23 protein-coding genes are annotated in these 23890 nt (G+C 66.8%); 14 read left to right on the forward strand and 9 right to left on the reverse strand.

Features of this window, described 5'->3' with window-relative positions; translation table 11 throughout:
• Positions 1 to 72: 72 nt before the first annotated feature.
• Positions 73 to 390, reverse strand: a complete 318-nt coding sequence (locus OEL49_RS07415) for a c-type cytochrome (protein ID WP_014236608.1) — start codon at positions 388 to 390, stop codon at positions 73 to 75.
• Positions 391 to 476: 86 nt separating this feature from the next.
• Complete coding sequence (purM, locus tag OEL49_RS07420; RefSeq protein WP_287874342.1) at positions 477 to 1538, reverse strand: phosphoribosylformylglycinamidine cyclo-ligase; 1062 nt, start codon at positions 1536 to 1538, stop codon at positions 477 to 479.
• A gap of 75 nt (positions 1539 to 1613) precedes the next feature.
• Here purM and OEL49_RS07425 point away from each other — a divergent pair, with 75 nt between their 5' ends.
• From OEL49_RS07425 to panD, 11 genes are all read left to right on the forward strand, one after another.
• Positions 1614 to 2693 (forward strand): AI-2E family transporter, encoded by a 1080-nt coding sequence (locus OEL49_RS07425; RefSeq protein ID WP_130460100.1) that lies wholly within the window; start codon positions 1614 to 1616, stop codon positions 2691 to 2693.
• Positions 2694 to 2709: 16 nt separating this feature from the next.
• The gene (gene hda, locus OEL49_RS07430) at positions 2710 to 3381 is read left to right on the forward strand and encodes a DnaA regulatory inactivator Hda (protein ID WP_287874343.1); all 672 of its coding nucleotides are present in this window, start codon (positions 2710 to 2712) and stop codon (positions 3379 to 3381) included.
• 19 nt (positions 3382 to 3400) lie between these two features.
• Positions 3401 to 4063 (forward strand): HAD family hydrolase, encoded by a 663-nt coding sequence (locus OEL49_RS07435; RefSeq protein ID WP_130460101.1) that lies wholly within the window; start codon positions 3401 to 3403, stop codon positions 4061 to 4063.
• A gap of 70 nt (positions 4064 to 4133) precedes the next feature.
• A complete protein-coding gene (pcnB, locus tag OEL49_RS07440) occupies positions 4134 to 5519 on the forward strand; it encodes a polynucleotide adenylyltransferase PcnB (RefSeq protein WP_287874344.1) in 1386 nt (461 codons plus the stop codon).
• 15 nt (positions 5520 to 5534) lie between these two features.
• On the forward strand, positions 5535 to 6008 hold the full coding sequence (gene folK / locus OEL49_RS07445) for a 2-amino-4-hydroxy-6-hydroxymethyldihydropteridine diphosphokinase (RefSeq protein ID WP_287874345.1): 474 nt from the start codon (positions 5535 to 5537) through the stop codon (positions 6006 to 6008).
• Complete coding sequence (locus OEL49_RS07450; protein WP_130460104.1) at positions 6005 to 6364, forward strand: DMT family protein; 360 nt, start codon at positions 6005 to 6007, stop codon at positions 6362 to 6364. Before folK ends, OEL49_RS07450 begins: the two co-directional genes overlap by 4 nt.
• A gap of 99 nt (positions 6365 to 6463) precedes the next feature.
• The gene (locus OEL49_RS07455) at positions 6464 to 7594 is read left to right on the forward strand and encodes a methyl-accepting chemotaxis protein (RefSeq protein WP_014236569.1); all 1131 of its coding nucleotides are present in this window, start codon (positions 6464 to 6466) and stop codon (positions 7592 to 7594) included.
• Positions 7595 to 7712: 118 nt separating this feature from the next.
• Positions 7713 to 8387 (forward strand): deoxynucleoside kinase, encoded by a 675-nt coding sequence (locus OEL49_RS07460; protein WP_014236568.1) that lies wholly within the window; start codon positions 7713 to 7715, stop codon positions 8385 to 8387.
• A gap of 4 nt (positions 8388 to 8391) precedes the next feature.
• Positions 8392 to 9204 carry a 3-methyl-2-oxobutanoate hydroxymethyltransferase gene (panB, locus tag OEL49_RS07465; protein ID WP_014236567.1) on the forward strand — a complete coding sequence of 271 codons (813 nt, stop codon included), beginning with the start codon at positions 8392 to 8394 and terminating at the stop codon, positions 9202 to 9204.
• Positions 9205 to 9260: 56 nt separating this feature from the next.
• Positions 9261 to 10085, forward strand: a complete 825-nt coding sequence (panC, locus tag OEL49_RS07470; RefSeq protein ID WP_014236566.1) for a pantoate--beta-alanine ligase — start codon at positions 9261 to 9263, stop codon at positions 10083 to 10085.
• A gap of 78 nt (positions 10086 to 10163) precedes the next feature.
• The gene (gene panD, locus OEL49_RS07475; protein WP_014236565.1) at positions 10164 to 10544 is read left to right on the forward strand and encodes an aspartate 1-decarboxylase; all 381 of its coding nucleotides are present in this window, start codon (positions 10164 to 10166) and stop codon (positions 10542 to 10544) included.
• A gap of 211 nt (positions 10545 to 10755) precedes the next feature.
• On the opposite strand, the gene OEL49_RS07480 is transcribed toward panD, so the two are convergent.
• Genes OEL49_RS07480 through OEL49_RS07490 form a run of 3 tightly spaced genes read right to left on the reverse strand, consistent with a single transcriptional unit; the run spans position 10756 to position 14501 of the window.
• Entirely contained in the window at positions 10756 to 12111 is a 1356-nt protein-coding gene (locus tag OEL49_RS07480; RefSeq protein ID WP_287874346.1) for an NYN domain-containing protein, read from the reverse strand.
• A 48-nt stretch (positions 12112 to 12159) separates the two neighbouring features.
• On the reverse strand, positions 12160 to 13338 hold the full coding sequence (locus tag OEL49_RS07485; RefSeq protein ID WP_014236563.1) for an ABC transporter permease: 1179 nt from the start codon (positions 13336 to 13338) through the stop codon (positions 12160 to 12162).
• A gap of 2 nt (positions 13339 to 13340) precedes the next feature.
• On the reverse strand, positions 13341 to 14501 hold the full coding sequence (locus tag OEL49_RS07490; protein ID WP_014236562.1) for an ABC transporter permease: 1161 nt from the start codon (positions 14499 to 14501) through the stop codon (positions 13341 to 13343).
• Between the two features lie 79 nt (positions 14502 to 14580).
• On the opposite strand from OEL49_RS07490, the gene OEL49_RS07495 reads away from it, so the two are divergent.
• The gene (locus tag OEL49_RS07495) at positions 14581 to 15177 is read left to right on the forward strand and encodes a hypothetical protein (protein ID WP_287874347.1); all 597 of its coding nucleotides are present in this window, start codon (positions 14581 to 14583) and stop codon (positions 15175 to 15177) included.
• 287 nt (positions 15178 to 15464) lie between these two features.
• Here OEL49_RS07495 and OEL49_RS07500 read toward each other — a convergent pair whose 3' ends face one another.
• Both OEL49_RS07500 and adh read right to left on the reverse strand, forming a co-directional pair.
• On the reverse strand, positions 15465 to 16976 hold the full coding sequence (locus OEL49_RS07500) for a protein adenylyltransferase SelO (protein WP_014236561.1): 1512 nt from the start codon (positions 16974 to 16976) through the stop codon (positions 15465 to 15467).
• A 102-nt stretch (positions 16977 to 17078) separates the two neighbouring features.
• The gene (gene adh, locus OEL49_RS07505; RefSeq protein WP_014236560.1) at positions 17079 to 18599 is read right to left on the reverse strand and encodes an aldehyde dehydrogenase; all 1521 of its coding nucleotides are present in this window, start codon (positions 18597 to 18599) and stop codon (positions 17079 to 17081) included.
• 300 nt (positions 18600 to 18899) lie between these two features.
• Between adh and OEL49_RS07510 the strand changes: the two genes are divergently transcribed.
• Positions 18900 to 20840 carry a sigma-54-dependent Fis family transcriptional regulator gene (locus OEL49_RS07510; protein WP_287874348.1) on the forward strand — a complete coding sequence of 647 codons (1941 nt, stop codon included), beginning with the start codon at positions 18900 to 18902 and terminating at the stop codon, positions 20838 to 20840.
• 107 nt (positions 20841 to 20947) lie between these two features.
• Here OEL49_RS07510 and OEL49_RS07515 read toward each other — a convergent pair whose 3' ends face one another.
• Positions 20948 to 21712, reverse strand: coding sequence for an ABC transporter ATP-binding protein (locus OEL49_RS07515; RefSeq protein WP_287874349.1), 765 nt, complete (start codon positions 21710 to 21712; stop codon positions 20948 to 20950).
• A gap of 35 nt (positions 21713 to 21747) precedes the next feature.
• Positions 21748 to 22917: an efflux RND transporter periplasmic adaptor subunit gene (locus OEL49_RS07520; protein ID WP_287874350.1), complete on the reverse strand. Its 1170-nt coding sequence runs from the start codon at positions 22915 to 22917 to the stop codon at positions 21748 to 21750.
• 218 nt (positions 22918 to 23135) lie between these two features.
• Here OEL49_RS07520 and OEL49_RS07525 point away from each other — a divergent pair, with 218 nt between their 5' ends.
• Positions 23136 to 23828, forward strand: a complete 693-nt coding sequence (locus OEL49_RS07525; protein WP_014236556.1) for a Crp/Fnr family transcriptional regulator — start codon at positions 23136 to 23138, stop codon at positions 23826 to 23828.
• Positions 23829 to 23890 lie beyond the last annotated feature (62 nt).

Below are 23890 nucleotides of genomic sequence, written 5' to 3' on the forward strand. Positions count from 1 at the left end.
GCCTTTCCTGCAGACGCAAAAAAGCCGGCAATCGCCGGCTTTTTTGTTGGCTTTTTCGGGATCAGCCCAACTTCACTTCAGGCTGAGAATCCATTTGGCCAGGGTGGTGGCATCGGCCTCGGAAATGGCCGGATTGGGCGGCATTTCGGCACCGCCCCAAACGCCCTTGCTGCCGCCGCGAATCTTCTTCGCCAGATCGGCTTCGGCGGTTTTCACGCCGGCGTACTTCTGGGCCACGTCCTTGTAGGCAGGGCCCAGGACCTTGGCGGAGACCTGGTGGCAGCCGACGCACAGCTTGGCCTTGGCCAGTTCTTCGGAAGCCTGGGCCAGATTGGCGGACAGGCCGGCGGCCAGGATCAGGCCGGTAACGATGACAGCGGATTTGCTCACTTCTTACCTCCAAGCGGTTTTTTTTATGGGGAAACCGTAGCTTGCCCGGACACCGCAGCCCGGGCAAGTCCTGTATGCGGTGAGGCTCAGTTCACCTGGGTCTGGGCCTCGTCGCCCTGACGGGCCCGGATGTCGCCGATCTGCCACACCTTCTCGCCGGCGGCCTGCAGCAGCTGGATGGCCTGGCGGGCGTGCTCCTGGGCCACCACCACCACCATGCCGATGCCGCAGTTGAAAACCCGGTGCATTTCGTCGTCGCTGACATTGCCTTCGGCCTGCAGCCAGTCGAACAGTTTGGGACGCTGCCAGGAGGACTTGTCCAGGATGGCCACGGTATTTTCCGGCAGCACCCGGGGCACGTTCTCGGTCAGGCCGCCGCCGGTGATGTGGGCCATGCCCTTGACCGGCAGGGTCTGCAGCAGGGCCAACAGGGGCTTGACGTAGATGCGGGTGGGGGCCATCACGGCATCGGCCAGGGTGCGGATTTGGTCACCCTCGCCGTCGAACTTGGCATTGAAGTCGGCGCCGGAACGCTCGATGATCTTGCGCACCAGGGAGTAGCCGTTGGAGTGGGCGCCGTGGGAGCCCAGGCCCAGCACCACGTCGCCGGGGACGATGGACTTGCCGTCGATGAGCTTGCTCTTTTCGGCGGCGCCGACGGCGAAACCGGCCAGGTCGTATTCACCATCCGGGTACATGCCGGGCATCTCGGCGGTCTCGCCGCCGATGAGGGCGCAGCCGGCCTGTTCGCAGCCGGTGGCGATGCCCTTGATGACGTCGGCCGCCGCATCCACGGAGAGCTTGCCGCAGGCGAAGTAGTCGAGGAAGAAGAGGGGCTCGGCACCCTGCACCAGGATGTCATTGACGCTCATGGCCACCAGGTCGATGCCCACGGTGTCGTGGCGGTTGAGCTGGAAAGCCAGCTTCAGCTTGGTGCCGACGCCGTCGGTACCGGACACCAGCACCGGCTCCTTGTACTTCTTCGGCACCTCGAAAAGGGCGCCGAAGCCGCCGATGCCGGCCAGCACGCCTTCCCGCATGGTCTTCTTGGCGAAAGGCTTGATGCGCTCGACGAGGGCATCGCCGGCGTCAATATCCACGCCGGCGTCACGATAGGAAAGGGAGGTCTTGCTGGTATCTTGGGTCATGGTCGGGAAGGGCCTGGCATCCGGAGTGATAGAATGGGCGCCGGAAAGCTATTGAAAACCCGCATTTTAGCCCAAATGACCGAAGATCGGCCCGACAACCGCACCCAAAGACTGCAGGCCCTGCTCTGGCTCGGCTTTGCCGCGGCCTGCGTCTGGCTGCTGCTCGCCCTTTCCCCCATCCTCACCCCCTTCCTGCTGGCCGCCATCCTGGCCTACATCGGCAACCCGGCCACCGGCTGGCTGGCCCGCCACCGGGTCCCCCGCCCCCTGGCCGCCCTGCTGGTGATCCTGGGCCTGATCGGCGCCCTCACCCTGCTGGCCCTGACCCTGGTGCCCCTGCTGCAGAAGGAAGTGAGCCTCATCGCCGAGCGCCTGCCGGCCACCCTGACCCTGCTGCAAACCAAGCTCGACCCCTGGCTGCAGAAGCGCCTGGGCATCGACCTGCCCCTGGACCCGGCCAGCTTCAACGCCCTGGTGCGCAAGAACCAGGACGCGGCCCAGCAGATTCTCGGCCACGTGCTGACCACCCTCGGCAGCAGCGGCCTGGCCCTGGTGGCCTTCGTCGCCAACCTGCTGCTCCTGCCGGTGGTCATGTTCTACCTGCTGAAGGACTGGGACAGCCTCCTGCACCGTATCGAGGACCTCATTCCGCGCCGCTTCCACAACCTGGCCCTGCGTCTGGCCCGGGAAGTGGATGCGGTGCTGGCCGAGTTCCTGCGCGGCCAGCTGGCGGTGATGCTGCTGCTGGCCCTCTACTACAGCCTGGGCCTGTGGCTGGCGGGGCTGGAGTTCGCCCTGCCGGTGGGCCTGCTCACCGGCCTGCTCATTTTCATTCCCTACGTCGGTTTCGCCACCGGCCTGCTGCTGGCCCTGGTGGCGGCCCTGCTGCAGTTCCAGGGCCTCGGCCTGGTGCTGGCGGTGGCCATCGTCTATGGCGGCGGCCAGATTCTCGAAAGCGTGGTGCTGACCCCCTGGCTGGTGGGCGAGCGCATCGGCCTGCATCCGGTGGCGGTGATCTTCGCCCTGATGGCCTTCGGCCAGCTGTTCGGCTTCTTCGGCATCCTCATCGCCCTGCCTGCCTCCGCCGCCCTGCTGGTGGGCCTGCGGGAACTGCAGCGGCATTACAAGGCCAGCCCCTTCTACCTCAACTCCTGACCCCATGCTGCCCCCCATGCGCCAATTGCTGCTGGACCTGATGCCCGAGTCCCCGCCCTCCCTGGCCAACTTCGTCGGCGACGGCAACGAGGAGGCCCTGGCGGCCCTGGCCGACTGGTTCTCCGGCCCCCAGCCCCTGTTCCTGCTGTGGGGCGAGGCGGGCAGCGGCAAGAGCCACCTGCTGCAGGCCTCCGGGCTGCATTATGTGGACGGCGCCCAAGACCCGCTCCTGGCCGTCGCCCCGGCCGAGGCCGAGGGCCTGGCGGTGGATAACGTGCAGGCCCTGGCCGAGGCCGGCCAGATCGCCCTCTTCAACCATTTCAACCGCCTGCGCCTGGCCGTGGAAAACGGCCGGCCGGGCAAGTTGCTGGTGGCCAGCGACCAGCCGCCGGCGGCCCTGCAACTGCGGGAAGACCTGCGCACCCGCCTCGGCTCGGCCCTCATCTTCCGCCTGCGCCCCCTCTCCGACGAGGAGAAGCTGGCTGCCCTGGCGGCCCAGGCCGCCGACCGGGGCCTCAAGCTCTCCCGGGAAGCCCTCACCTACCTGATGAACCGCAGTTCCCGGGACATGCGCACCCTGGCCGCCCTGCTGGCGGCCCTGGACCGCTACTCCCTGGAACACAAGCGGCCCATCACCCTGCCCCTGCTGCGCGAAGTGCTGCAGCATGCCGGCGACTCCACCGTCTAACCCTTCCGAAACAGGCACGATGAATCTCGCACTCTTTGATCTCGACAACACCCTTCTGGCCGGCGACAGCGACTTCGAGTGGGCCCAGTTCCTCATCGGCCAGGGCGCCCTCGACGGCGAAATCCACGCCGCCCAGAACGAGAAATTCTACGAGCAGTACAAGGCCGGCACCCTGGACATCTACGAATTCCTAGACTTCCAGCTGAAGCCCCTGGCCCGCCACTCCCGCGCCCAGCTGGACGCCTGGCACCAGGAATTCATGGCCCGCAACATCCGCCCGATCATGACCGACCAGGCCCGGGCCAAGGTGCAGGAGCACCTGCAGCGGGGCGACCTGGTGCTGCTGGTGACCGCCACCAACGCCTTCGTCACCGGTCCCATCGCCCGGGAATTCGGCATCCACCATCTCATCGCCACCATCCCGGAACAGCGGGACGGCCAGTTCACCGGCGGCGTGCGCGGCACCCCATCCTTCCAGGACGGCAAGATCACCCGGGTGGAAGACTGGCTCGAAGCCCAGGGCCTCAACTGGGGCAGCTTTGCCGACAGCTGGTTCTACAGCGACTCGCGCAACGACCTGCCCCTGCTGGAAAAGGTCAGCCGCCCGGTGGCGGTGGACCCGGACCCCATCCTCAAGGCGGAGGCGGAACGGCGCGGCTGGCCGGTAATCAGCCTGCGCTAACCGCCCCGTACGGATATAATGCCTTGTTTTTTCAGGCGGACGAACCGCCAGATTGCATAAAAAAACCTACATGATCCGCAAACTAATTTCCCGGGTGTTTGGCGGCAAGAACAACGCCGGCAAGAGCGAAACCCGGAACGCCCGTAGCGGCGGCCACGGCGACAGCGCCGCCATCATCCCCGTCAAGAACCACGGCATCCGCCGCGAGCAGCTCAGCTCCGGCGCCCGCCGCACCGTCGAAGGGCTGCAGAAGGCCGGCTACAAGGCCTACGTGGTGGGCGGTGCCGTGCGCGACCTGCTGGCAGGCATCCCGCCAAAGGATTTCGACGTCGCCACCAACGCCACGCCGGAACAGGTGCGGGCCTGTTTCCGCCGCTCCCGCATCATCGGCCGCCGCTTCCAGATCGTGCACGTGATGATGGGGGCGGAGACCCTGGAGGTCACCACCTTCCGCGCCATCCACGCCAGCAACGCGCCCACCGACGAACACGGCCGGGTGCTGCGCGACAACGTCTTCGGCACCATGGCGGAAGATGCGGCCCGCCGCGACTTCACCGTCAATGCCCTGTACTACGACCCGGCCGACGAGACCATCCACGACTACCACCACGGCGTCGCCGACCTCAAGCAGAAGACCCTGCGCATGATCGGCGATCCCAAGGTGCGCTACCGGGAAGACCCGGTGCGCATGCTGCGGGCGGTGCGCCTGGGGGCCAAGCTGAACCTGGCCATCGACCCGGCCGCCCGGCGTCCCATCCGGGAGATGTCCGAGCTGATCGAAAACGTGCCGCCGGCCCGCCTCTTCGACGAAATGCTCAAGCTGCTCACCTCCGGCTACGCCGTGCGCTGCGTCAAGCAGCTGCGGGAAGAGGGCCTGCACCACGGCCTGCTGCCCCTGCTCGACGTCATCCTGGAGCAGCCCCTGGGCGAACGCTTCGTCATGCTGGCCCTGGCCAACACCGACGAGCGGATCCAGGCCGGCAAACCCACCTCCCCCGGCTTCCTCTTCGCCACCCTGCTGTGGCACGAAGTGCTGGGCCAGTGGGAAAAGAACAAGGCCAACGGCGAGCGCCCCATCCCCGCCCTCTTCGCTGCCATGGACGAGGTGCTGGACGTGCAGGCGGAAAAGCTGGCCATCACCCGCCGCATCGCCGGTGACATCAAGGACATCTGGGCCCTGCAGCCCCGCTTCGAGGCCCGCTCCGGCAAGAAGCCCTATGCCGTGCTGGAACAGCCCCGCTTCAAGGCCGGCTACGATTTCCTGCTGCTGCGCGCCGAGTCGGGCGAGGTGGACAGGGAGCTGGGCGAATGGTGGCGCCGCTTCCTCAACGCCGAAGGCGAAGAGCGCCAGGCCATGCTGCTGCCCGAGGCCAAGGGCGACAAGAAGCGCCGGCGTCGGCGCAAGAAGCCGGCCGGCGGTGGTGCCGGCGCGGGCGAAGGCGGCAGCGGCGACTAGGCCGCGACGAGTTCCATGCATCGCGCCTTCATCGCACTGGGCGCCAATCTGGAAGATCCGGCAGCCCAGGTCCGCGCCGCCCTGGCGGACCTCACCGGCAGCGGCGACATCGCCCTGGTCGCCGCCTCCTCCCTCTACCGCACTGCCCCCATCGGTGCCGACGGCCCCGACTACATCAACGCCGTGGCGGCGGTGAACACGCCCCTGCCGCCGACCGGGCTGCTGTCCCGGTTGTTCGCCGTGGAAGCCCATTTCGGCCGTACCCGCAGCTACCGCAACGCCCCCCGCACCCTGGACCTGGACCTGCTGCTCTACGACGACCAGGTGCTGGACGGCCCCGAACTGACCCTGCCCCACCCGCGCCTGCATCTGCGCGCCTTCGTCCTGGTGCCCCTGGCGGAGATCGCTCCGGACCTGGCCCTGCCCGGCCGCGGCAGCGTCGCTGCCTGGCTGCCGGCCGTGGCCAACCAACGGATCGAGAAACTATGAGCCTGTGGACCGAACTGCCGGTGCTGTGGAAGACGGTATTGCTGCTCTCCGCTTCCAACGTCTTCATGACCTTCGCCTGGTATGCCCACCTGAAGAACCTGGCGGACAAGCCCTGGTGGATCGCCGCCCTGATCTCCTGGGGTATCGCCCTCTTCGAATACCTGCTGCAGGTGCCGGCCAACCGCATCGGCCATACCGATCTCACCCTGGCCCAGCTGAAGATCCTGCAGGAAGCCATCACCCTCACCGTCTTCGTGCCCTTCGTCGTCTTCTACATGGGCCAACCCCTCAAGCTCGACTATCTGTGGGCCGGCCTGTGCCTGCTGGGGGCCGTTTACTTCATATTCCGCAGCTGATCCGGTCAGGAAATGCCAGCTTGCGGCTTATTTCATAACCACACTCTTATAAAGGCTATTAATATCTCCCTTTGCTAATAGTCAAAATAACTTAGGGAGATGTCTGTGGCATTGTTCGGCAACAACCAGCGGCAACGAGAACTAGAAGCGGCCCTTGCCGCCCTGCAGAACGAGAACGCCAGCCTGCGCTCCCAGGTGGCCAATCTGGAAAACGAGCAGCAGACCCTGGAACAGAAGTGCCACGCCGCCGAAACCGTGGCCCGGGGCTGGGAAAAGCTGCTGCACAACCTGGACCGCTTCGGTTCCAGCCTGGCCAAGTCCCAGGGCACCATGGCCGCCATGGCCCACAGCCTGAAGACGGAAAAGGAAGAGGCCGTCACCGCCGGCCGCATCACCACCGACAGCCAGGCCCAGATGCATGGCATCAGCGCCAACCTGAGCCAGCTGGCCCTGCAGTCCCAGACCACCATGGGCCAGGTCGAAGGCCTCAATGCCAGCACCGAGAAAATCGGCAGCATCCTCAACCTGATCAAGGAAATCGCCGACCAGACCAACCTGCTGGCCTTGAACGCCGCCATCGAGGCGGCCCGGGCCGGCGAGGCGGGCCGTGGCTTTGCCGTGGTGGCCGATGAGGTGCGCAAGCTGGCCGAACGCACCGCCACCGCCACCAACGAGATTTCCGGCCTGGTCAGCGCCATCCGCCACGATACCGTCTCGGCCCACGCCAGCATCTCCTCCCTGGCCAAGGAGGCGGACCACTCCAGCCACGAGGGCAAGCAGGCGACGGAGAACCTGGACAACATCATCGGCCTCTCCCGCCACATCGAGACCGCCGTGGCCGTAGCCGCCCTGCGCAGCTTCACCGAACTGGCCAAGATGGACCACCTGGTGTTCAAGTTCGAGGTGTACAAGGTCTTCATGGGCGCCTCCCAGAAACGTCCGGAGGATTTCGCCGTGCATACCTCCTGCCGCCTGGGCAAGTGGTACTACGAGGGCGAGGGCCGGGAGTGCTTCTCCCTGCTGGACGGCTACCGGGCCCTGGAAGCGCCCCACATCAACGTGCACAAGAGCGGCAAGGAAGCCCTGGAACGCCTGCGCCTGGGCGATTTCGACGGCGGCGTGGCCCTCCTGGAGCACATGGAGGCGGCCTCCGAGGAGGTCCTGGACTGCCTGGAGCGCATGGCCCAGGCCGGGGAGCAATCCCCCGACGTGCTCTGCCTGGAACACTGAGACCGGACGGTCCGGGCTGCCCCTCTGGCCTCCCGGACCTGCCTGCCGTACCATAGAGCCGCCGGGCTGGACCCGGCGCTTTTTTTCCCGTCCCGACCCACACCCCAGCCCGCCGCCCATGCCCGGTACCCCAGCCCGCAACCTGCTCGAGCACGCCCGCAACATCGTGGTGGAAGGCCCCATCGGCGTCGGCAAGACCAGCCTGGCCCGGCGCCTGGCCGAGCATCTGGGCCAGAGCAAGGAATGCCAGCTGCTGCTGGAGCAGCCGGAACTCAACCCCTTCCTCACCCGCTTCTACCAGGAGCGCAGCCGCTACGCCCTGCAGACCCAGCTGTTCTTCCTCTTCCAGCGCCAGGACCAGCTGCGGGACCTGGCCCAGCCGGACATCTTCCGCCAGACCGTGGTCTCCGACTTCCTCTTCGAGAAGGACCCGATCTTCGCCCGCCTCACCCTGGCCGAGGACGAATACAAGCTCTACCGCCAGATCTACGACACCCTGGCGCCCCAGGTGGTGTCGCCGGACCTGGTGATCTACCTGCAGGCCAGCCCGGAAAACCTCATCGCCCGGGTGAAAAAGCGGGGACTGGACATGGAGCGGCGCATCGGCGACGTGTACCTGACCCAGCTGGCGGAAAGCTACAGCCGCTTTTTTTACGGCTACAATGCCGCGCCGGTGATGATCGTCAATTCCGACCGACTCAACTTCGTCGATCAGGACCGCGACTTCCACCTCCTCCTGGAACGGCTCGCCGCCATGCGCGGCCACCGGGAATACTTCAACCGGGGAGAATGAACCCATGTCCAGCCAATCCACGACCCGCCGCCTGACCATCACCGACATGGCCAAGCTCAAGGCCGCCGGCGAAAAAATCGCCATGCTGACCTGCTACGACGCCAGCTTTGCCCGCCTCTGCGACAACGCCGGGGTCGATACCGTGCTGGTGGGCGATTCCCTCGGCATGGTGGTGCAGGGCCACGATTCCACCCTGCCGGTGACCCTGGCCGACATGGTCTACCACACCGCCATGGTGGCCCGGGGCTGCGACCGCCCCCTGATCATCACCGACATGCCCTTCGGCACCTACCAGGAAACCCCGGAACTGGCCTTCCGCAACGCCGTGCAGCTGATGGCCGCCGGCGCCCAGATGGTCAAGATCGAGGGCGGCGAAGACATGGCCGAGACGGTGCGCTTCCTCACCCACCGCGGCATCCCGGTATGCGGCCACATCGGCCTGACGCCCCAGTCGGTACACCAGCTGGGCGGCTACCGGGTCCAGGGCAAGGACGAGGCCGGCGCGGCCCAGCTCAAGGCCGACGCCCTGGCCATCCAGGCCGCCGGCGCCAGCATGGTGGTCCTAGAGGCCATTCCCCGGGCCCTGGCGGCCGAGGTCACCGCCCTCCTGCAGATCCCCACCATCGGCATCGGCGCCAGCGTGGAGTGCTCCGGCCAGGTGCTGGTGCTGCAGGACATGCTGGACATCGCCCCCGGCCGCAAGGCCCGCTTCGTGCGCAACTTCATGACCGGCCAGCCCTCCGTGGCTGCCGCCATCGCCGCCTACGTGGCGGCGGTGAAGGACTGTACCTTCCCCGCCGCCGAACACTGTTACTGAGTCACCCCACCGGCAACGGGCCGCCAAGTACGGCCCGGCCATCAGGAGAAACAGCCATGCAGATCTTTTCCCGGGTCGACGACCTGCGCGCCGCCCTTGCCGGCAAACCCGAGGTGGTGTTCGTGCCCACCATGGGCAACCTGCACGAGGGTCACATTTCCCTCATGACCCAGGCCCGCCGGCACGGCCGGACCGTGGTCGCCAGCATTTTCGTCAATCGCCTGCAGTTCGGCCCCGGCGAGGACTTCGACAAGTACCCGCGCACCTTCGAGGCCGATTGCGCCAAGCTGCAAGCCGCCGGCGTGGACGTGCTGTTCGCCCCCACCGAAGCCGACCTCTACCCGGAGCCCCAGACCTACCAGGTGGAACCGCCGGAAATCCAGAACTGGCTCGAGGGCGAATTCCGCCCCGGCCACTTCCGCGGCGTCGCCACCGTGGTGCTGAAGCTGTTCAACATCGTCCAGCCCCAGACCGCCCTCTTCGGCAAGAAGGACTACCAGCAGCTGATGGTCCTGCGCAACATGGGGCGCCAGCTGGCCCTGCCCATCCGCATCCTGGGCGGCGAGACGGTGCGGGCCGAGGACGGCCTGGCCCTGTCCTCCCGCAACGGCTACCTGACCCCCGCCGAACGGGCCGAGGCACCGCGTCTGGCGCGGGAGCTGAACAGGCTGCGGGACGCCATCCGCGCCGGCAACCGGGACTACCCGGCCCTGGAGCGGGCCGCCATGGCCGCCCTTGACGCTGCCGGCTGGAAGGCGGACTATGTTGCGGTGCGGCAGCAAGCCGACCTCCAACTTCCCGGCAGTCCCGATGCACCCCTGGTGGTGCTGGCCGCCGCGCGCCTCGGCGTTACGCGACTCATTGATAATCTTGAGATTTAATTCAAAAACTGGGCGTTGACAGACGGCGGTGAGCCGTTAAAATGCCGTTCCCCTTACCTTTTGCCTACGGGTGAAGCCATGCAGAGAACCATGCTCAAGTCCAAGCTCCACCGGGTGACCACCACCCACTCGGAGCTGCATTACGAAGGCTCCTGTGCCATCGACCAGGACCTGCTGGACGCGGCCAATATCAAGGAATACGAACAGATCGACATCTGGAACGTGAACAATGGCGAGCGCTTCACCACCTACGCCATCCTGGCTGAACGCGGCTCCGGCGTCATTTCCGTCAACGGCTCCGCCGCCCGCAAGGCTGCGCCCGGCGACATCCTGATCATCGCCACCTTCGCCACCTACACCGAAGTGGAACTGGCCAAGCACGAACCCCAGCTGATCTACGTCGATTCCCAGAATCGCATTGCCCGCATCGGCAACAAGATTCCGGCCCAGGCCGCCTGAGACACCGGATTTTTACCCGGCCCTTCGGGTAAAAGAAGGTAAAAAAGCCGCGAGCAATCGCGGCTTTTTCTTTTGGGGCTGGCCCTGACCTGCATCGGCCAAGACACGGCGGAAGCGGGCGGCGCAAACCCAGAAGGGACGGGCCTCTTCAGGCAGGCCTGCCCGACAGGCCCATGGCGCCTGCCTGTGCGGGCATCCCCTTGATGGTTCCTTACTCGGCGGCGGCCTTCTTCGCCGGCCGCTTGGCCGGGGTGCGCCGGGCCTTGGGCTTGGCGGCGGTTTCGGCGGCAGCCGGCGCAGCTTCCACCTGGGGCGCTGCCTTGGCTTCAGCCTTGGGTTCAGACTTGGCCTTGGCCGGCGCCTTCTTGGCGGCTTCAATTTCCTTGGCGGCGGCCGTCTTGCGGGCCCGGGTACGGGCGCCGCTGCGGGCGCCGGAGGACTCGCCGCGGCCGGACGGCTGCTTGGCCGCAGCCGGGCTGGCGGCAACCGCTTCGACTGCCGTGGGGGCTGCCGCGGCTTCCACCACGACCGGAGCGGGTGCCGGGGTGGGGGCCTCGGCCGCTGCTTCCTGGACCCGTGGACCATCCTTCACGCCGTTTTCCTTGGCGCCGTCGCGGCCGCGGCCGCGCCGACGGTTGCCGCCGCGTCCTTCCCGGGCCGGCGCTTCCGCCGTCTCGGCAGCCGGAGCCTGCGCCTCGGCAGGACTTTCTTCCGGTTGCGTCACTTCCCGCACCGACACATTGCCCGGACGGGCTACGTAGGCGCCGGACTTCTCGTCCCGGCCGAAGGCCAGCAGGCCCCGGTTCTGGGCCTCTTCCAGCAGATTGCCGAAGGCGCGGAAGCCGTAGTAGGACTCGTTGAAGCCCGGATTGCGGCGCTTGATCGCCTCCTTCAGCACCGAGGCCCACAGCTTCTCGGTGTCGCTGCGCTCGGCCATGAGGTCCTCGAAGGTGGCCATGGCCAGCTCGATGCCCTTGGTGCGGCGGGCATCCTGGTCGTCCTTGCGCTTCTTCTCGTCTTCCGGCGAACGGCGGGGCGCCGCCTCCTTGGCCGGGTCCTTGCGGTTGGCGGCGGCCCGCTTGGCTTCCCGGTCCCGCACCAGATCGTCGTAGAAAATGAATTCGTCGCAGTTGGCGATAAGCAGGTCCGAAGTGGACTGTTTCACGCCGACGCCGATGACGTGCTTGGCGTTTTCCCGCAGCTTGGAGACCAGGGGCGAGAAGTCGGAATCGCCGGAGATGATGACGAAGGTGTCCACATGGGACTTGGTGTAGCAGAGGTCCAGGGCGTCCACCACCAGGCGGATGTCGGCGGAGTTTTTGCCGGACTGGCGCACGTGGGGGATTTCGATCAGTTCGAAATTGGCCTCGTGCATGGTGGCCTTGAAGGTCTTGTAGCGCTCCCAGTCGCAGTAGGCCTTCTTGACCACGATGGAGCCTTTGACCAGCAGGCGTTCCAGCACCGGCTTGATGTCGAATTTTTCGTATTGGGCGTCGCGCACGCCCAGGGCGATGTTCTCGAAGTCGCAGAACAGGGCCATGCTGACGGTATCGGCAGGAGCTGCCATGGGTGTTTCTCCGTAAGGAATTGGATCAAGTATAAGGCCGGGGACCGCTCAGGCGGCGCGCAGGGCCTCGACGATGTTCATGCGGGCGGCCCGGAAGGCAGGCAAGAAGCCGCCCAGCAGGCCCATGAGCAGGGCAAAGAGCAGGCTCTTGACGACGATGCCCGCATCGAGGGAAAAGGTGAAGGCCAGTTCGGCGAAGGACTGCCAGTTCATGGTGGAAATGGTGAACAGCTGCATGGTGGAGGCCAACAGCAGCCCCACCAGCCCGCCCAGCAGCGCCAGGCCCAGGGATTCGGCGAGGAAGGCCAGCAGGATGGCCCGGCGGTTGAAGCCCAGGGCCCGCAGGGTGCCGATCTCGCCGGTGCGGTTGGCTACCGCAGCATACATGGTGATCATGGCACCGATGATGGCGCCGATGGAAAAAATCACCGACAGGGTGATGCCCAGGATGCTGATGAACTTGGACAGGGCCTCCGACTGGTCGGCGTAGAACTGGGCTTCCCGCTTGGCTTCCAGGGTCAGGCGCGGGTCGTCCTCGATGGCCGCCTTGACCGCGGCGAAGGCGCCCGGGTCGTTGAGGCGGAAGATCAGGGAAGAGAACACCGGCCGGCGGAAGGCCTGCATCAGCTGCTCCGCATCGCCCCACACCTCCGAATCGAAGCCGCTGCCGCCCGCATCGAAGACCCCCACCACCACCCAGTCCCGGGCGCCGAAGCGCATGGTTTCGCCCAGGCCGGCGCCGTTGAAGCGGCTGGCGATGGCCTGGCCAGTGACGATCTCGTTGGAGCCGGGGCGGAACGGCCGCCCCGCCACCAGCCGCACCTGGGGCCGCAGCTGCAGGCCCACCGGCGACAGGCCGCGGATAATGACGTTGGAAGGTTTGGCCGCCGCCCCCTCGGCCACCCGCTTGTTGAGGGAGATCAGCACCACCGTCTCCTTCGACAGCATGCGCAGGCCGCCGGCCCCCAGGGCCACCTGGGGCAGGCTCTCGACGATGGCCGCCGGCCCCCGCTCGATGCCGCTCTGCACCTCGGTGCCGGAGGCCCGGCGGGTCACCACCACGTTGTCCGGGCTGCCCGTATCCACCAGGGTCTTCTTCAGCCCCGCATCCAGCATCAGCACCGTGGCGAAGACGAACACCACCAGGGCCATGCCGCCGGCGGTGAGGGCCGTGGTCAGCTTGCGTGCCGCCAGGTTGCGCAGGGAATAGGAAAGGGGAATGGCCATGATCAAGCGACGCTGCGCAGCCCTTCGACGATCGGAATACGGGCCGCCCGCCGGCTGGGGAACCAGGCGGCGATGAGGCCCACCCCCAAGGCACAGGCAGCCTGCAGCAGCACCGTGGTGCCGGAGACGAAGAAAATGGGGAACAGGGTGCCCATGGCCTGGGCGAAGGCGGCCGCCGCAGGAAAGGTCAGGGCGATGCCGAGGCCGCCGCCGATGGCGGCGATGGCCACCGACTCGCCGAAGATCAGCCCCTGCACGAAGCCGGGGCCGAAGCCCAGGGCTTTCAGGGTGGCATATTCACTGGTGCGCTCCCGCACCGTCATGGCCATGGTGTTGGCCATCACCGCCAGGATGATGGCGATGACCACGTAGGAAACGATGCGGATGGCGACGACGATGGCCTCGGTCATGGAGACGAAGGAAAGCTGGAAGGCCTTCTCCGTCTCCGTCAGGGTTTCCGCCGCGCTGTTGCGGAACTCGGCATCGATGAGGCGCGACAGCTCCGCCGCCCGCCCCGGGTCGTCGATGGTCACCACATAGACCCCCACCTGGTTCTGCCGCCGCGGATAGCGCACCTTGGCCACCTCATTCAGGTAGTCCCAGTGAAAGAGCATCTGGGCCACGTCCGTCTTGGCGTCCCGCCCGGTGTAGATGCCGCGGATGACGAACTCCCAGGTGCCGGGAAAGATGGTGCCCTTCAACTGCACCACATCCCCCACCTTGAAGCCGTACTGGGCCGCCAGCTTGCGCCCGACGACGGCCCCCTTGCGGTCCCGGGCGAAGGCGGTGCGCTCGTCGTCGCTGAGCAGGTACTCCGGGTACAGCTCCAGATAGTTGGGGTCCACCGCGAACTGGGGAAAGAAGTTCTTCGGCTCCTTGTAGATGCCGCCGAACCAGTTGGCCGTGGTGATGGCCTTGACCCCGTCGATCTGCCGGATCTTCTGCTTGTAGGTCAGAGGCAGGGGGAAAACCAGGGAAATGGAATTGCGCGTCACCAGCCGGGCGTTGGACGCCCCTTCCGCCCCGGCGTACCAGGCATCCACCACCGTGGACAACAGCCCGAAAGACAACACCGCCACCATCAACCCCACCAGGGTCAGCAAGGTGCGCAGCTTGTGCCGGAAGGCGTTGCGGAGGACGAGATTGAGGAGGATGAAGAGCACAGGGAACTCCGGGAGATGTTGCATTATAGGCGGAGCGGAGTTCCAGGCAGGTTATGGGAAGGGCTCGATGCATGGAGGCATGCAACTGGATCGTCATTCACCAACAACCACCGCTTACATGCTCTTAGAATATGGGCAACTATTTGAGCAACCTGGTCATCCCACACAACATATGCGAAAGCTACAAATTCGATTCTGGCTGATTGTCCTAGCGTGGTTCTTATATGGGCAGATGATTGCCGGTGGGCTCTCTGCAGGCTATCTCAACAATATTGGGGTTTATGCTTGGGAGGCTTTTGGGCAATACATTCCCTCGATAGCACGACTACATGAGTCTTATGAAATATTGCCAAGACTTCATTCTTCGCTAATGTTGATGTCCATGCCTTTCTTATTCATCGCGCTTCTTCTCACCGATGTTGAAGGCTCTGTTGAAGGCGTTCGAAAGAAGGGCACAGAGGTGCCCGCAACCATCTTCATAATTCTCATGGGCAGTATGGTCTTCGTTGCAGGTTTCGGTGCTCGACGCTTCAACGGCAGCTTTTTCACCTTCTCAATTGGTGCATCTTTCCTGACTGCAGTCTCAGCATATTGCTTCCGTGCTGCTTACTGCATCGTGTTTCAGTCACCGCACAGACCAAGCCATCAAGAATCACCAGGGCGACCAGGGCAATAGGGATCTCCTATGAGAAAAGCTCTTCTCGAATACCTCGGGGCACTAAGCGCCATCGGTGGCATAACGCTATTGCTGTTTTCCTTTGTCCGACGCAAGGATATTCGGGACTTTCTGTGGTCATTTCTACTGCATGGAAAAATCTCACAGGATTGGGATGCTGCTGTGCTCCTGGCGCTCGGGGGATGCTTAACCGCCTTTGCTGTCTATTCGGGAGTATTGGGACCCCACCGTGATGGCAGAAAAAGTTGAATCGCCATCACCAGAAGCCATCAACCCAAAACCAGGGATCACGTCCCGCAAAACGTCTGAAACGTCCGCATGAATTCCCGGGGTGCCGGTTCGGCTAGGTCGGCGTAGCGGGGCTGTTCCCGGTAGGGCTCGGCCAGGGCGCCGAGCAAATGGTGGAAGGGTGCGAGATCGCCCTGCTCGGCGGCATCGAGGGCTGCTTCCACCTGGTGGTTGCGGGGAATGAGCCAGGGGTTGTGCCGGGCCATGGCGGCGGCCCGGGCGGCCCCGGCCACGCGGGCGTTGTCCCCCTCCCCGTCGGCGGCGGTGCACTGCCGGCGCCAGCGTTGCAGCCAGGCGGCGAGGGCGGCGCCATCGGCGAACAGCGTTCTTAGCCGCTCCTCCCGGCCTTCGGCCGCTTCTCCCAGATAACGCCAGGCCAGGGTGAAATCCACGGACTGGGCCTGCAGCAGGGCCAGCCAGTCGCCGCCCAGGGCCTCGGCCTCAGCCCCGCCATCGGGCAGGCCCAGCTTGGCTTTCAAAGCGGCCAGCCAATGCTCTTGGTAGCGGGCGGGGAAGGCTTCGATGATGGCCGTGGCCCGCGCCACGGCCCGTTCCATATCGGCATCGATGAGGGGCAACAGAGTCTCGGCGAAGCGGGCCAGGTTCCAGGCGGCGATCTCCGGCTGCCGGCCGTAGGCATAGCGACCCTGGCGGTCGATGGAGCTGAACACGGCCCCCGGGTCGTAGGCCTCCATGAAGGCGCAGGGGCCGTAGTCGATGGTTTCGCCGGCGAGACTCATGTTGTCCGTGTTCATGACGCCGTGGATGAAGCCCACCGCCATCCACCGGGCCACCAGGGCGGCCTGGCGCTCGGCCACGGCCCGCAGCAATTCCAGATACCCATTCTCCGCCCCGACCAGTTCCGGGTAATGGCGGGCGATGGTGTAGTCGGCCAGTTGCCGCACCTGGGCCGGGCCGGCGTGGGCGGCGAAGAACTGGAAGGTGCCGACCCGCAGATGGCTGTCCGCCACCCGGGTGAGGACGGCGCCGGGCAGGGGACGCTGCCGCCGCACCGGCTCGCCGGTGGCCACCACGGCCAAGGCCCGGGTGCTGGGAATGCCCAGGGCGTGCATGGCTTCGCCGGTCAGCACCTCCCGCAGCATGGGGCCCACGGCGGCCTTGCCGTCGCCGCTGCGGGAGAAGGGGGTTCGACCCGAGCCCTTGAAGGCGATGTCGCGGCGCCGGCCCTGGCCGTCGATCACCTCCCCCAGCAAAAGGGCCCGGCCATCGCCCAGCTGGGGCGAGAACTGGCCGAACTGGTGGCCGGCGTAGGCCTGGGCGATGGGGCTGGCGCCCTCCGGCAGGGCGTTGCCGGAGAACAGGGCGGCCAGCTGATCCGGCGTGGCCTCCGCCAGGGGCAGGCCCAGTTCCCGGGCCAGGCCGGGGTTGAAGTGCAGCAGCCGGGGGGCCGGAACGGTGGCAGGCTGCCAGGGCACGGCGAAGCCGGGCAGGTCCCGGGCGTAGCTGTTATCGAAGGGGAAGGTGAAGGCGGGGGCGGTAGGGGCGGACATGCCTGAGTAGAACGGTGCCCGGCGGGAAAGTTCGCCCGGCCGCACCATAAAAAAAGGGGCGCAGCCCGCACCGGCCGCGCCCCTGCCAAGGGAGGAGACGTTTTAGAAGAAGCCCAACGCCTTGGGGCTGTAGCTCACCAGCAGGTTCTTGGTCTGCTGGTAGTGGTCCAGCATCATCTTGTGGGTCTCGCGGCCAATGCCCGATTCCTTGTAGCCGCCGAAGGTGGCGTGGGCCGGGTAGGCGTGGTAGCAGTTGGTCCACACCCGGCCGGCCTTGATGCCGCGGCCCATGCGGTAGGCGGTGTTGCCATCCCGGCTCCACACCCCGGCGCCAAGGCCGTAGGGGGTGTCGTTGGCGATTTCCAGGGCTTCGGCTTCGGTCTTGAAGGTGGTCACGGCCAGCACCGGGCCGAAGATTTCCTCCTGGAAGATGCGCATCTTGTTGTGGCCCTTGAACAGGGTCGGCTGGATGTAATAGCCCTCGGCCAGTTCGCCGCCGAGGCGGGCCCGATCGCCGCCCACCAGGCATTGGGCGCCCTCTTCCTTGCCGATGGCCAGGTAGGACATGATCTTGTCCATCTGCATCTGGGAGGCCTGAGCGCCCATCATGGAGTCGGTGTCCAGGGGACTGCCCTGCTTGATGGCCTTGACCCGGGCCAGCACCCGTTCCATGAAGTGGTCGTAGATGGATTCGTGGATCAGGGCCCGGCTGGGGCAGGTGCACACTTCGCCCTGGTTGAAGGCGAACAGCACCAGGCCTTCGATGGCCTTGTCGAAGAAGTCGTCGTCGGCGGCGGCCACGTCGGCGAAGAAGATGTTGGGGGACTTGCCGCCCAGTTCCAGGGTGGCGGGAATGAGGCTGTTGGCGGCGGCCTGGGCGATGACCCGGCCGGTGGCGGTGGAGCCGGTGAAGGCGATCTTGGCGATGCGCTTGCTGGAAGCCAGGGCCATGCCGGCATCGCGGCCGTAGCCGTTGACGATGTTGAGTACGCCCGGGGGCAGCAGGTCGGCGATCAGCTCGGCCAGCACCAGGATGCTGATGGGGGTGGATTCGGCGGGCTTCAAGACCACGCAGTTGCCGGCGCCCAGGGCCGGGGCCAGCTTCCAGGCGGCCATCAGGATGGGGAAGTTCCACGGGATGATCTGGCCCACCACGCCGAGGGGTTCGTGGAAGTGGTAGGCGATGGTGTTCTCGTCGATCTCGCTGATGGAGCCTTCCTGGGAACGCAGACAGCCGGCGAAGTAGCGGAAGTGGTCGGCGGCCAGGGGAATGTCGGCGTTGAGGGTTTCGCGGATGGCCTTGCCGTTATCCACCGTCTCCACGTAGGCCAGCATTTCCAGGTTGGCCTCGATGCGGTCGGCGATCTTCAGCAGGATGTTGGAGCGTTCGGTGGCGGAGGTCTTGCCCCACTTGTCGGCGGCGGCGTGGGCGGCGTCCAGGGCCAGCTCGATGTCCTCGGCGCCGGATTGGGCGGCCTGGGTGTAGGGCTTGCCGGTGATGGGGGTGATGACGTCGAAGTACTGGCCCTTGACCGGGGCCACCCACTTGCCGCCGATGAAGTTGTCGTAGCGGGCCTTGTACTGGTGTTTGGCGCCGGCGCTGCCGGGGGTCGCGTAAAGCATGGTGTCTCCTTCCGTTTTTATGGGGATCGAACAAGGCTCCATAAAGGGAGCCCGGCTTCTCCTTATCAAGGGCCGTGCCAACGCCGCCACCCAAGCCCAAGCCATTGATTCCTATGGCACCGCCCTCTGCCGCCGGCGGCGGTCGCCGCCCCGTGGCACGTCCCGTCCCGGCACAGCTGTACCAAAATGACACACCCGGCCGGACACTTCCGGGGAAAGCATTGCACCGGGGAAACAGAGGGCTATACTCGCCGGACCACACCATCCGACCCGTCAGAGGCCGGAGCGAAGGAGACATTGATGAACCATCCGCACCCGCGGGCTGGCGCTCCCTTGCTGCGCCAGGCCCGACGCCTGTTTCTCGAGCAGGGCGAGCTTCCCCCCGGCCTGGTGGACGAGCGCCTGCTGCGCTCCTGGCACCGCAGCCGCGGCGCCGGCCTGGAGCCGGTGGGGCGCAACCCGGAAACGCCGCGCCTCTCCGAACAGCACCTGCGCCAGGCCCTGGAGCGCCACCAGGAATTCGTCGCCCACGCCGAGCCGGTCATGGAATACCTCTACGCCCAGGTCCAGGCCTCCCACAGCATGGTGGTGCTGGCCGACAACCGGGGCCTGCTGGTGCATGCCCTGGGGGACCCGGACTTCCTCGGCAAGGCCGAGCGGGTGGCCCTGGCCCCCGGCGCCTCCTGGCACGAGCAGCACCGGGGCACCAACGCCATCGGCACCGCCCTGGCCGAAGGCGCCGCGGTGGAAATCCACGGCGCCGAGCACTTCCTCGAACGCAACACCTTCCTCACCTGCGCCGCCGCCCCCATCCTCGATCCGTCCGGCAAGCTCCTCGGCGCCCTGGACATCTCCGGCGACCACCGCAGCCACCACCCCCACACCCAGGGCCTGGTGCGCACCGCCGCCCAGATGATCGAAAACCGGCTGCTGCTCTCCCGCCACCGCCGCCACATCCGCCTGCACCTGCATCCCCGGGCCGAAGGCATCGGCACCGTGGCCGAAGGGGTGCTGGCCCTCTCGGAAGACGGCTGGATCGTCGGCGCCAACCGGGCCGCCCTGGCCATGCTCGGCCTGCAGCCGGCAGACCTGGGGGCGACGCCCCTGGAGCGGGTGCTGGACAGCCGCAGCGAGGACCTGCTCGACTGGGGCCGGCGCCAGGGCCAGCAGGCCCTGCTGGTGAACACCCGGCGCGGCGGCAGGCTGTTCCTGCAGATCCACGCCGGCAAGGCGCCCATCCCCGTCGGCACTGCCGCGGCGAGCACCCCGCCCCAGGACGCCCTGGCCGCGCTGGATACGGGCGATGCCCGGCTGAAAGCGGCTCTGGACAAGGCCCGCAAGGTGGCAGGCAAACCCATTCCCCTCCTGCTCCACGGCGAATCCGGGGTCGGCAAGGAACTGCTGGCCCAGGCCATCCACCGCAGCAGCCCCCACCGGAAAGGCCCCTTCGTCGCGGTGAACTGCGCCGCCCTGCCGGAAAACCTGATCGAGGCCGAACTCTTCGGCTACGCCCCCGGCGCCTTCAGCGGCGCCCGCAAGGAAGGCAGCCCCGGCCGCCTGCGCGAAGCCCACGGCGGCACCCTGTTCCTGGACGAGATCGGCGACATGCCCCTCAACCTGCAGAGCCGTCTGCTGCGGGTGCTGCAGGAACGCCAGGTGACGCCCCTGGGCAGCGGCAGGCCGGTGGCGGTGGATTTCGCCCTGGTCTGCGCCACCCACCGGCCCCTGCGCCAGGAGGTGGAAGCGGGCCGCTTCCGCGCCGACCTGTATTACCGCCTAAACGGTCTCACCCTGACCCTGCCGGCCCTGCGCGAGCGCAGCGACTTTTCCGCCCTGGTGGCGCGGCTGCTGGCGGAAATGGCCCCCGGGCGGAGCCTGGCCCTGACTCCGGCGGTGGCCAGGGCCTTCGCCGACTACGCCTGGCCGGGCAACCTGCGCCAGCTGGCCAACGCCCTGCGCACCGCCACCGCCCTGCTCGAGGCAGACGAGGAATGCATCGACTGGCCCCACCTGCCGGACGACCTGGCGGAGGAACTGCAGCAGCGCCCCCTTGCCGCCGACGCCGCCGCGACGATGGCGGAGCCGGCGCCGGACCGGCTGCAGGAAGTCTCCCGCCTGGCCATCCAGCGGGCCGTGGCCGCGGCCCGGGGCAATCTGTCGGAAGCGGCCCGGCGCCTGGGCATCAGCCGCAATACCCTGTACCGCAAGCTGAAGGCCGGCGCCGCGGGGGAAGTTTCGTAAACGTCCAAGACGGCCGGCCTGACACCCAATAAGGACGGGCCTGTGCGGCATGGCATGCCGGACAGGCCCGTTTTCATTGGCTCCCGGGGCAGGCCCCGGTGCTGGGATCAGCGCGGACGGATTTCCTGGCGGGCGGAGAGTTCGCCCTTTTCCAGATGCATGATGGCGTGGGCCGATTCCGCCGCCCGCTGGTCGTGGGTGACCATGACGATGGTTTTGCCCAGCTCGTCGTTGAGGCGCTGCAGGAGGTGCAGGATGTCGCCGGCTGACTCCCGGTCCAGGTCGCCGGTGGGTTCGTCGGCCACGATCAGGGTGGGGTCGGTGATGAGGGCCCGGGCGATGGCCACCCGCTGCTGCTGGCCGCCGGAAAGCTCGTTGGGTGTGTGGTCCATGCGGTCCGCCAGGCCCACCATGGAAAGGGCCAGTTCGGCCCGCTCCCGCCGCTCGGCTTTGCCGAGGTTTTTCAGCAGCAGGGGCAGTTCCACGTTTTCCAGGGCGGTCAGCACCGGCATCAGGTTGTAGAACTGGAAGATGAAGCCCACGTTTTCCGCCCGCCAGGCCGCCAGCTCGGCCTCTTCCAGGGCGGCGATGTCCTGGCCGGCGACGCTGAGGGTGCCGGAGTCGGGCCGGTCGATGCCGGCGATGAGGTTGAGCAGGGTGCTCTTGCCGGAACCGGACGGCCCCATCAGGGCCAGGAATTCGCCGGCGGCGATGCCGAAGCTGATACGCTCCAGCACCGGCACCACCTGCTGGCCCCGGCGGTAGCTCTTGGAAAGGTTGTCGAGGACGATCAGGGGCGCCGCGGGGGTGCCGCTGCCAGTGTCACCTGTCCCGGCACCCAGTCCGGCTTGATGGCCGACAGCGTTCAGCACGCTGCCCGCGGCGGCGCTTCCGTCCACCGCGCCGCTCACTTGCTCACCACCTTGACCCGGTCCCCGTCCCCCAGGCGCTCGCCGGGACGGGCCACCACTTTGGCTCCCGGCTGCAACGCCGGGTTAGCGCTCACTTCCAGCAGATCGTTGATCTGGCGCCCCACCGTCACCGCCACCCGCTTCGCCTTGCCATCCTCGATAAGGAACAGGGACTTGCCGTCGGCCGCCAGGGCATCCTTGTGCACCGCCACCAGGGGCTGGCGCTCACCGTCGCCCATGGGCTTTTCCAGGAAGGCCACCTTGGCGCTCATTTCCGGCAGGATGCGCTCGTCCCGGTCCACGAAGCGCACCTTGGTCATGACCGTGGCCTTGGAGCGGTCCACCGTCGGCACCAGGCGGCTCACCTCGCCGCGGAAGCGCAACTCGGGAAAGGCGTCGAGCTGGATTTCGCAGGGCTGGCCCACCTTGATCCTGGCCAGGTTGGATTCGGCCACGTCGGCTTCCACCTCCAGGCTCTCCATGTCGGCCATGGTCACCACCGCGCCCTTGCTTTCCAGGGCCGAGGAGAAGGGAGTGATGACGTCGCCGATGTTGGCGGTCTTGGTCAGCACCACGCCGTCGAAGGGGGCGCGGATGAGGGTCTGCTCCACCCCCACCTGGGCCGCCCGCAGATTGGCCTGGGCCACCGCCACGGCGGCGGCGGCCTTGTCGAAGCGGGCCTGGGCCGTATCCAGGGAGGAACCGGAGACGAACTTCTTCTGGGCCAGGTCCTTCGCCCGCTCCAGGGCGGCCCGGGCGTCCTTCAGTTCGGCCTGGGCCGACAGCACGCCGGCGCCGGCCTGGTCGGCCTGGGCCTGCACGTCCTTGTTCTCCAGCCGGGCCAGCACCTCGCCGGCCTTGACCCGGCTGCCTTCCAGCACCCCCAGCCATTCCAGGCGGCCGGTGGCCTTGGAGGCGACGGAGGCCTTGCGGCTGGCCACCACGTAGCCGGCCGCATTGAGCAGGGTGACGCCCTGGTAGGGATAGGCGGTGGTGACGGAGACCGTCTCCACCTCGGTCTCGCGCCGGGAGAGGGAGGCCAGCAGCAGGCCGCCCAGCACGAGGACAGTGGCGCCGATGAGCCAGGTGCGGCGGCGGGAGCGGGGCGCGGCCGGGGCGGCAGGCCCCCGTTTGAGGCTGAGGCGGGAGAGATCGGGCTTGGACATGGCAGTGGGGGGAGTCGGGATTCCGGGCTGTCGACGGGGCGCAATGATGGGCCGATTATAGCCGTCCCCGGCCCGTCCCCTGCCGGGAATGGGGACCGCCGCCGTATCGGGCGCCGGCAGCGGCTAATCCCCATAAATGACGGGGACTTCCCGGGCTTGTCAGCGTGGGCCTCTAATGCGACCATGGAGCCCATTTTTCCATTCGAGGAGTGCCGTTCGTGACCACCAGCAATCTGAACATCGACGCCTTGCTGTCCTATGTGCCCATGTTCAATGGCCTGGCCCCGGACGAAATCGCCCGCATTGCCCGCGGTACCCGGGAAATCCACGCGGCCCGCGGCGACATCCTGTTCCACAAGGGCGATCCCTGCCAGGGCCTGCACCTGGTGGTCTACGGCCAGGTCAAGCTGGCCTTCACCTCCGCCCAGGGCGGCGAGAAGGTGGTGGAAATCCTCGGCCAGGGCCAGACCTTCGGCGAAGCCCTGATGTTCATGGACAAGCCCTACATCGTCTACGCCCAGGCCCTCACCGACTCCCAGCTGCTGCACATCTCCAAGGCCGTGCTGTTCGAGGAACTGGAACGGGACCCCAAGCTGGGCCGCAAGATGATCGCCGGCCTCTCCATGCGCCTGCACCAGATCATCACCGACGTGGAATCCTATTCCCTGCACTCCGGCCGCCAGCGCATCATCGGCTACCTGCTGCGGGACCTGCCGGACGAGGAACACCTGCCCAAGGAAACCACGGTGAACCTGCCCACCAACAAGGGCATCATCGCCTCCCGCCTCAACCTGACCCAGGAACACTTCTCCCGCATCCTGCATGAACTGTCCGAGCGGGGCCTGATCAAGGTGGAAGGCCGCAAGATCCACATCCCCGACGTGGAAAAGCTGCGCACCTTCGACCTCTAGGCATTCCGGGGCCGCCGGCGCGGCGCCCGCAGTCCGCGAAAAAGCCCCTCTGCCGGGGCTTT

It is taken from the genome of Azospira sp. (assembly GCF_030247495.1).
GTDB classification, from domain to species: Bacteria; Pseudomonadota; Gammaproteobacteria; order Burkholderiales; family Rhodocyclaceae; genus Azospira; species Azospira oryzae.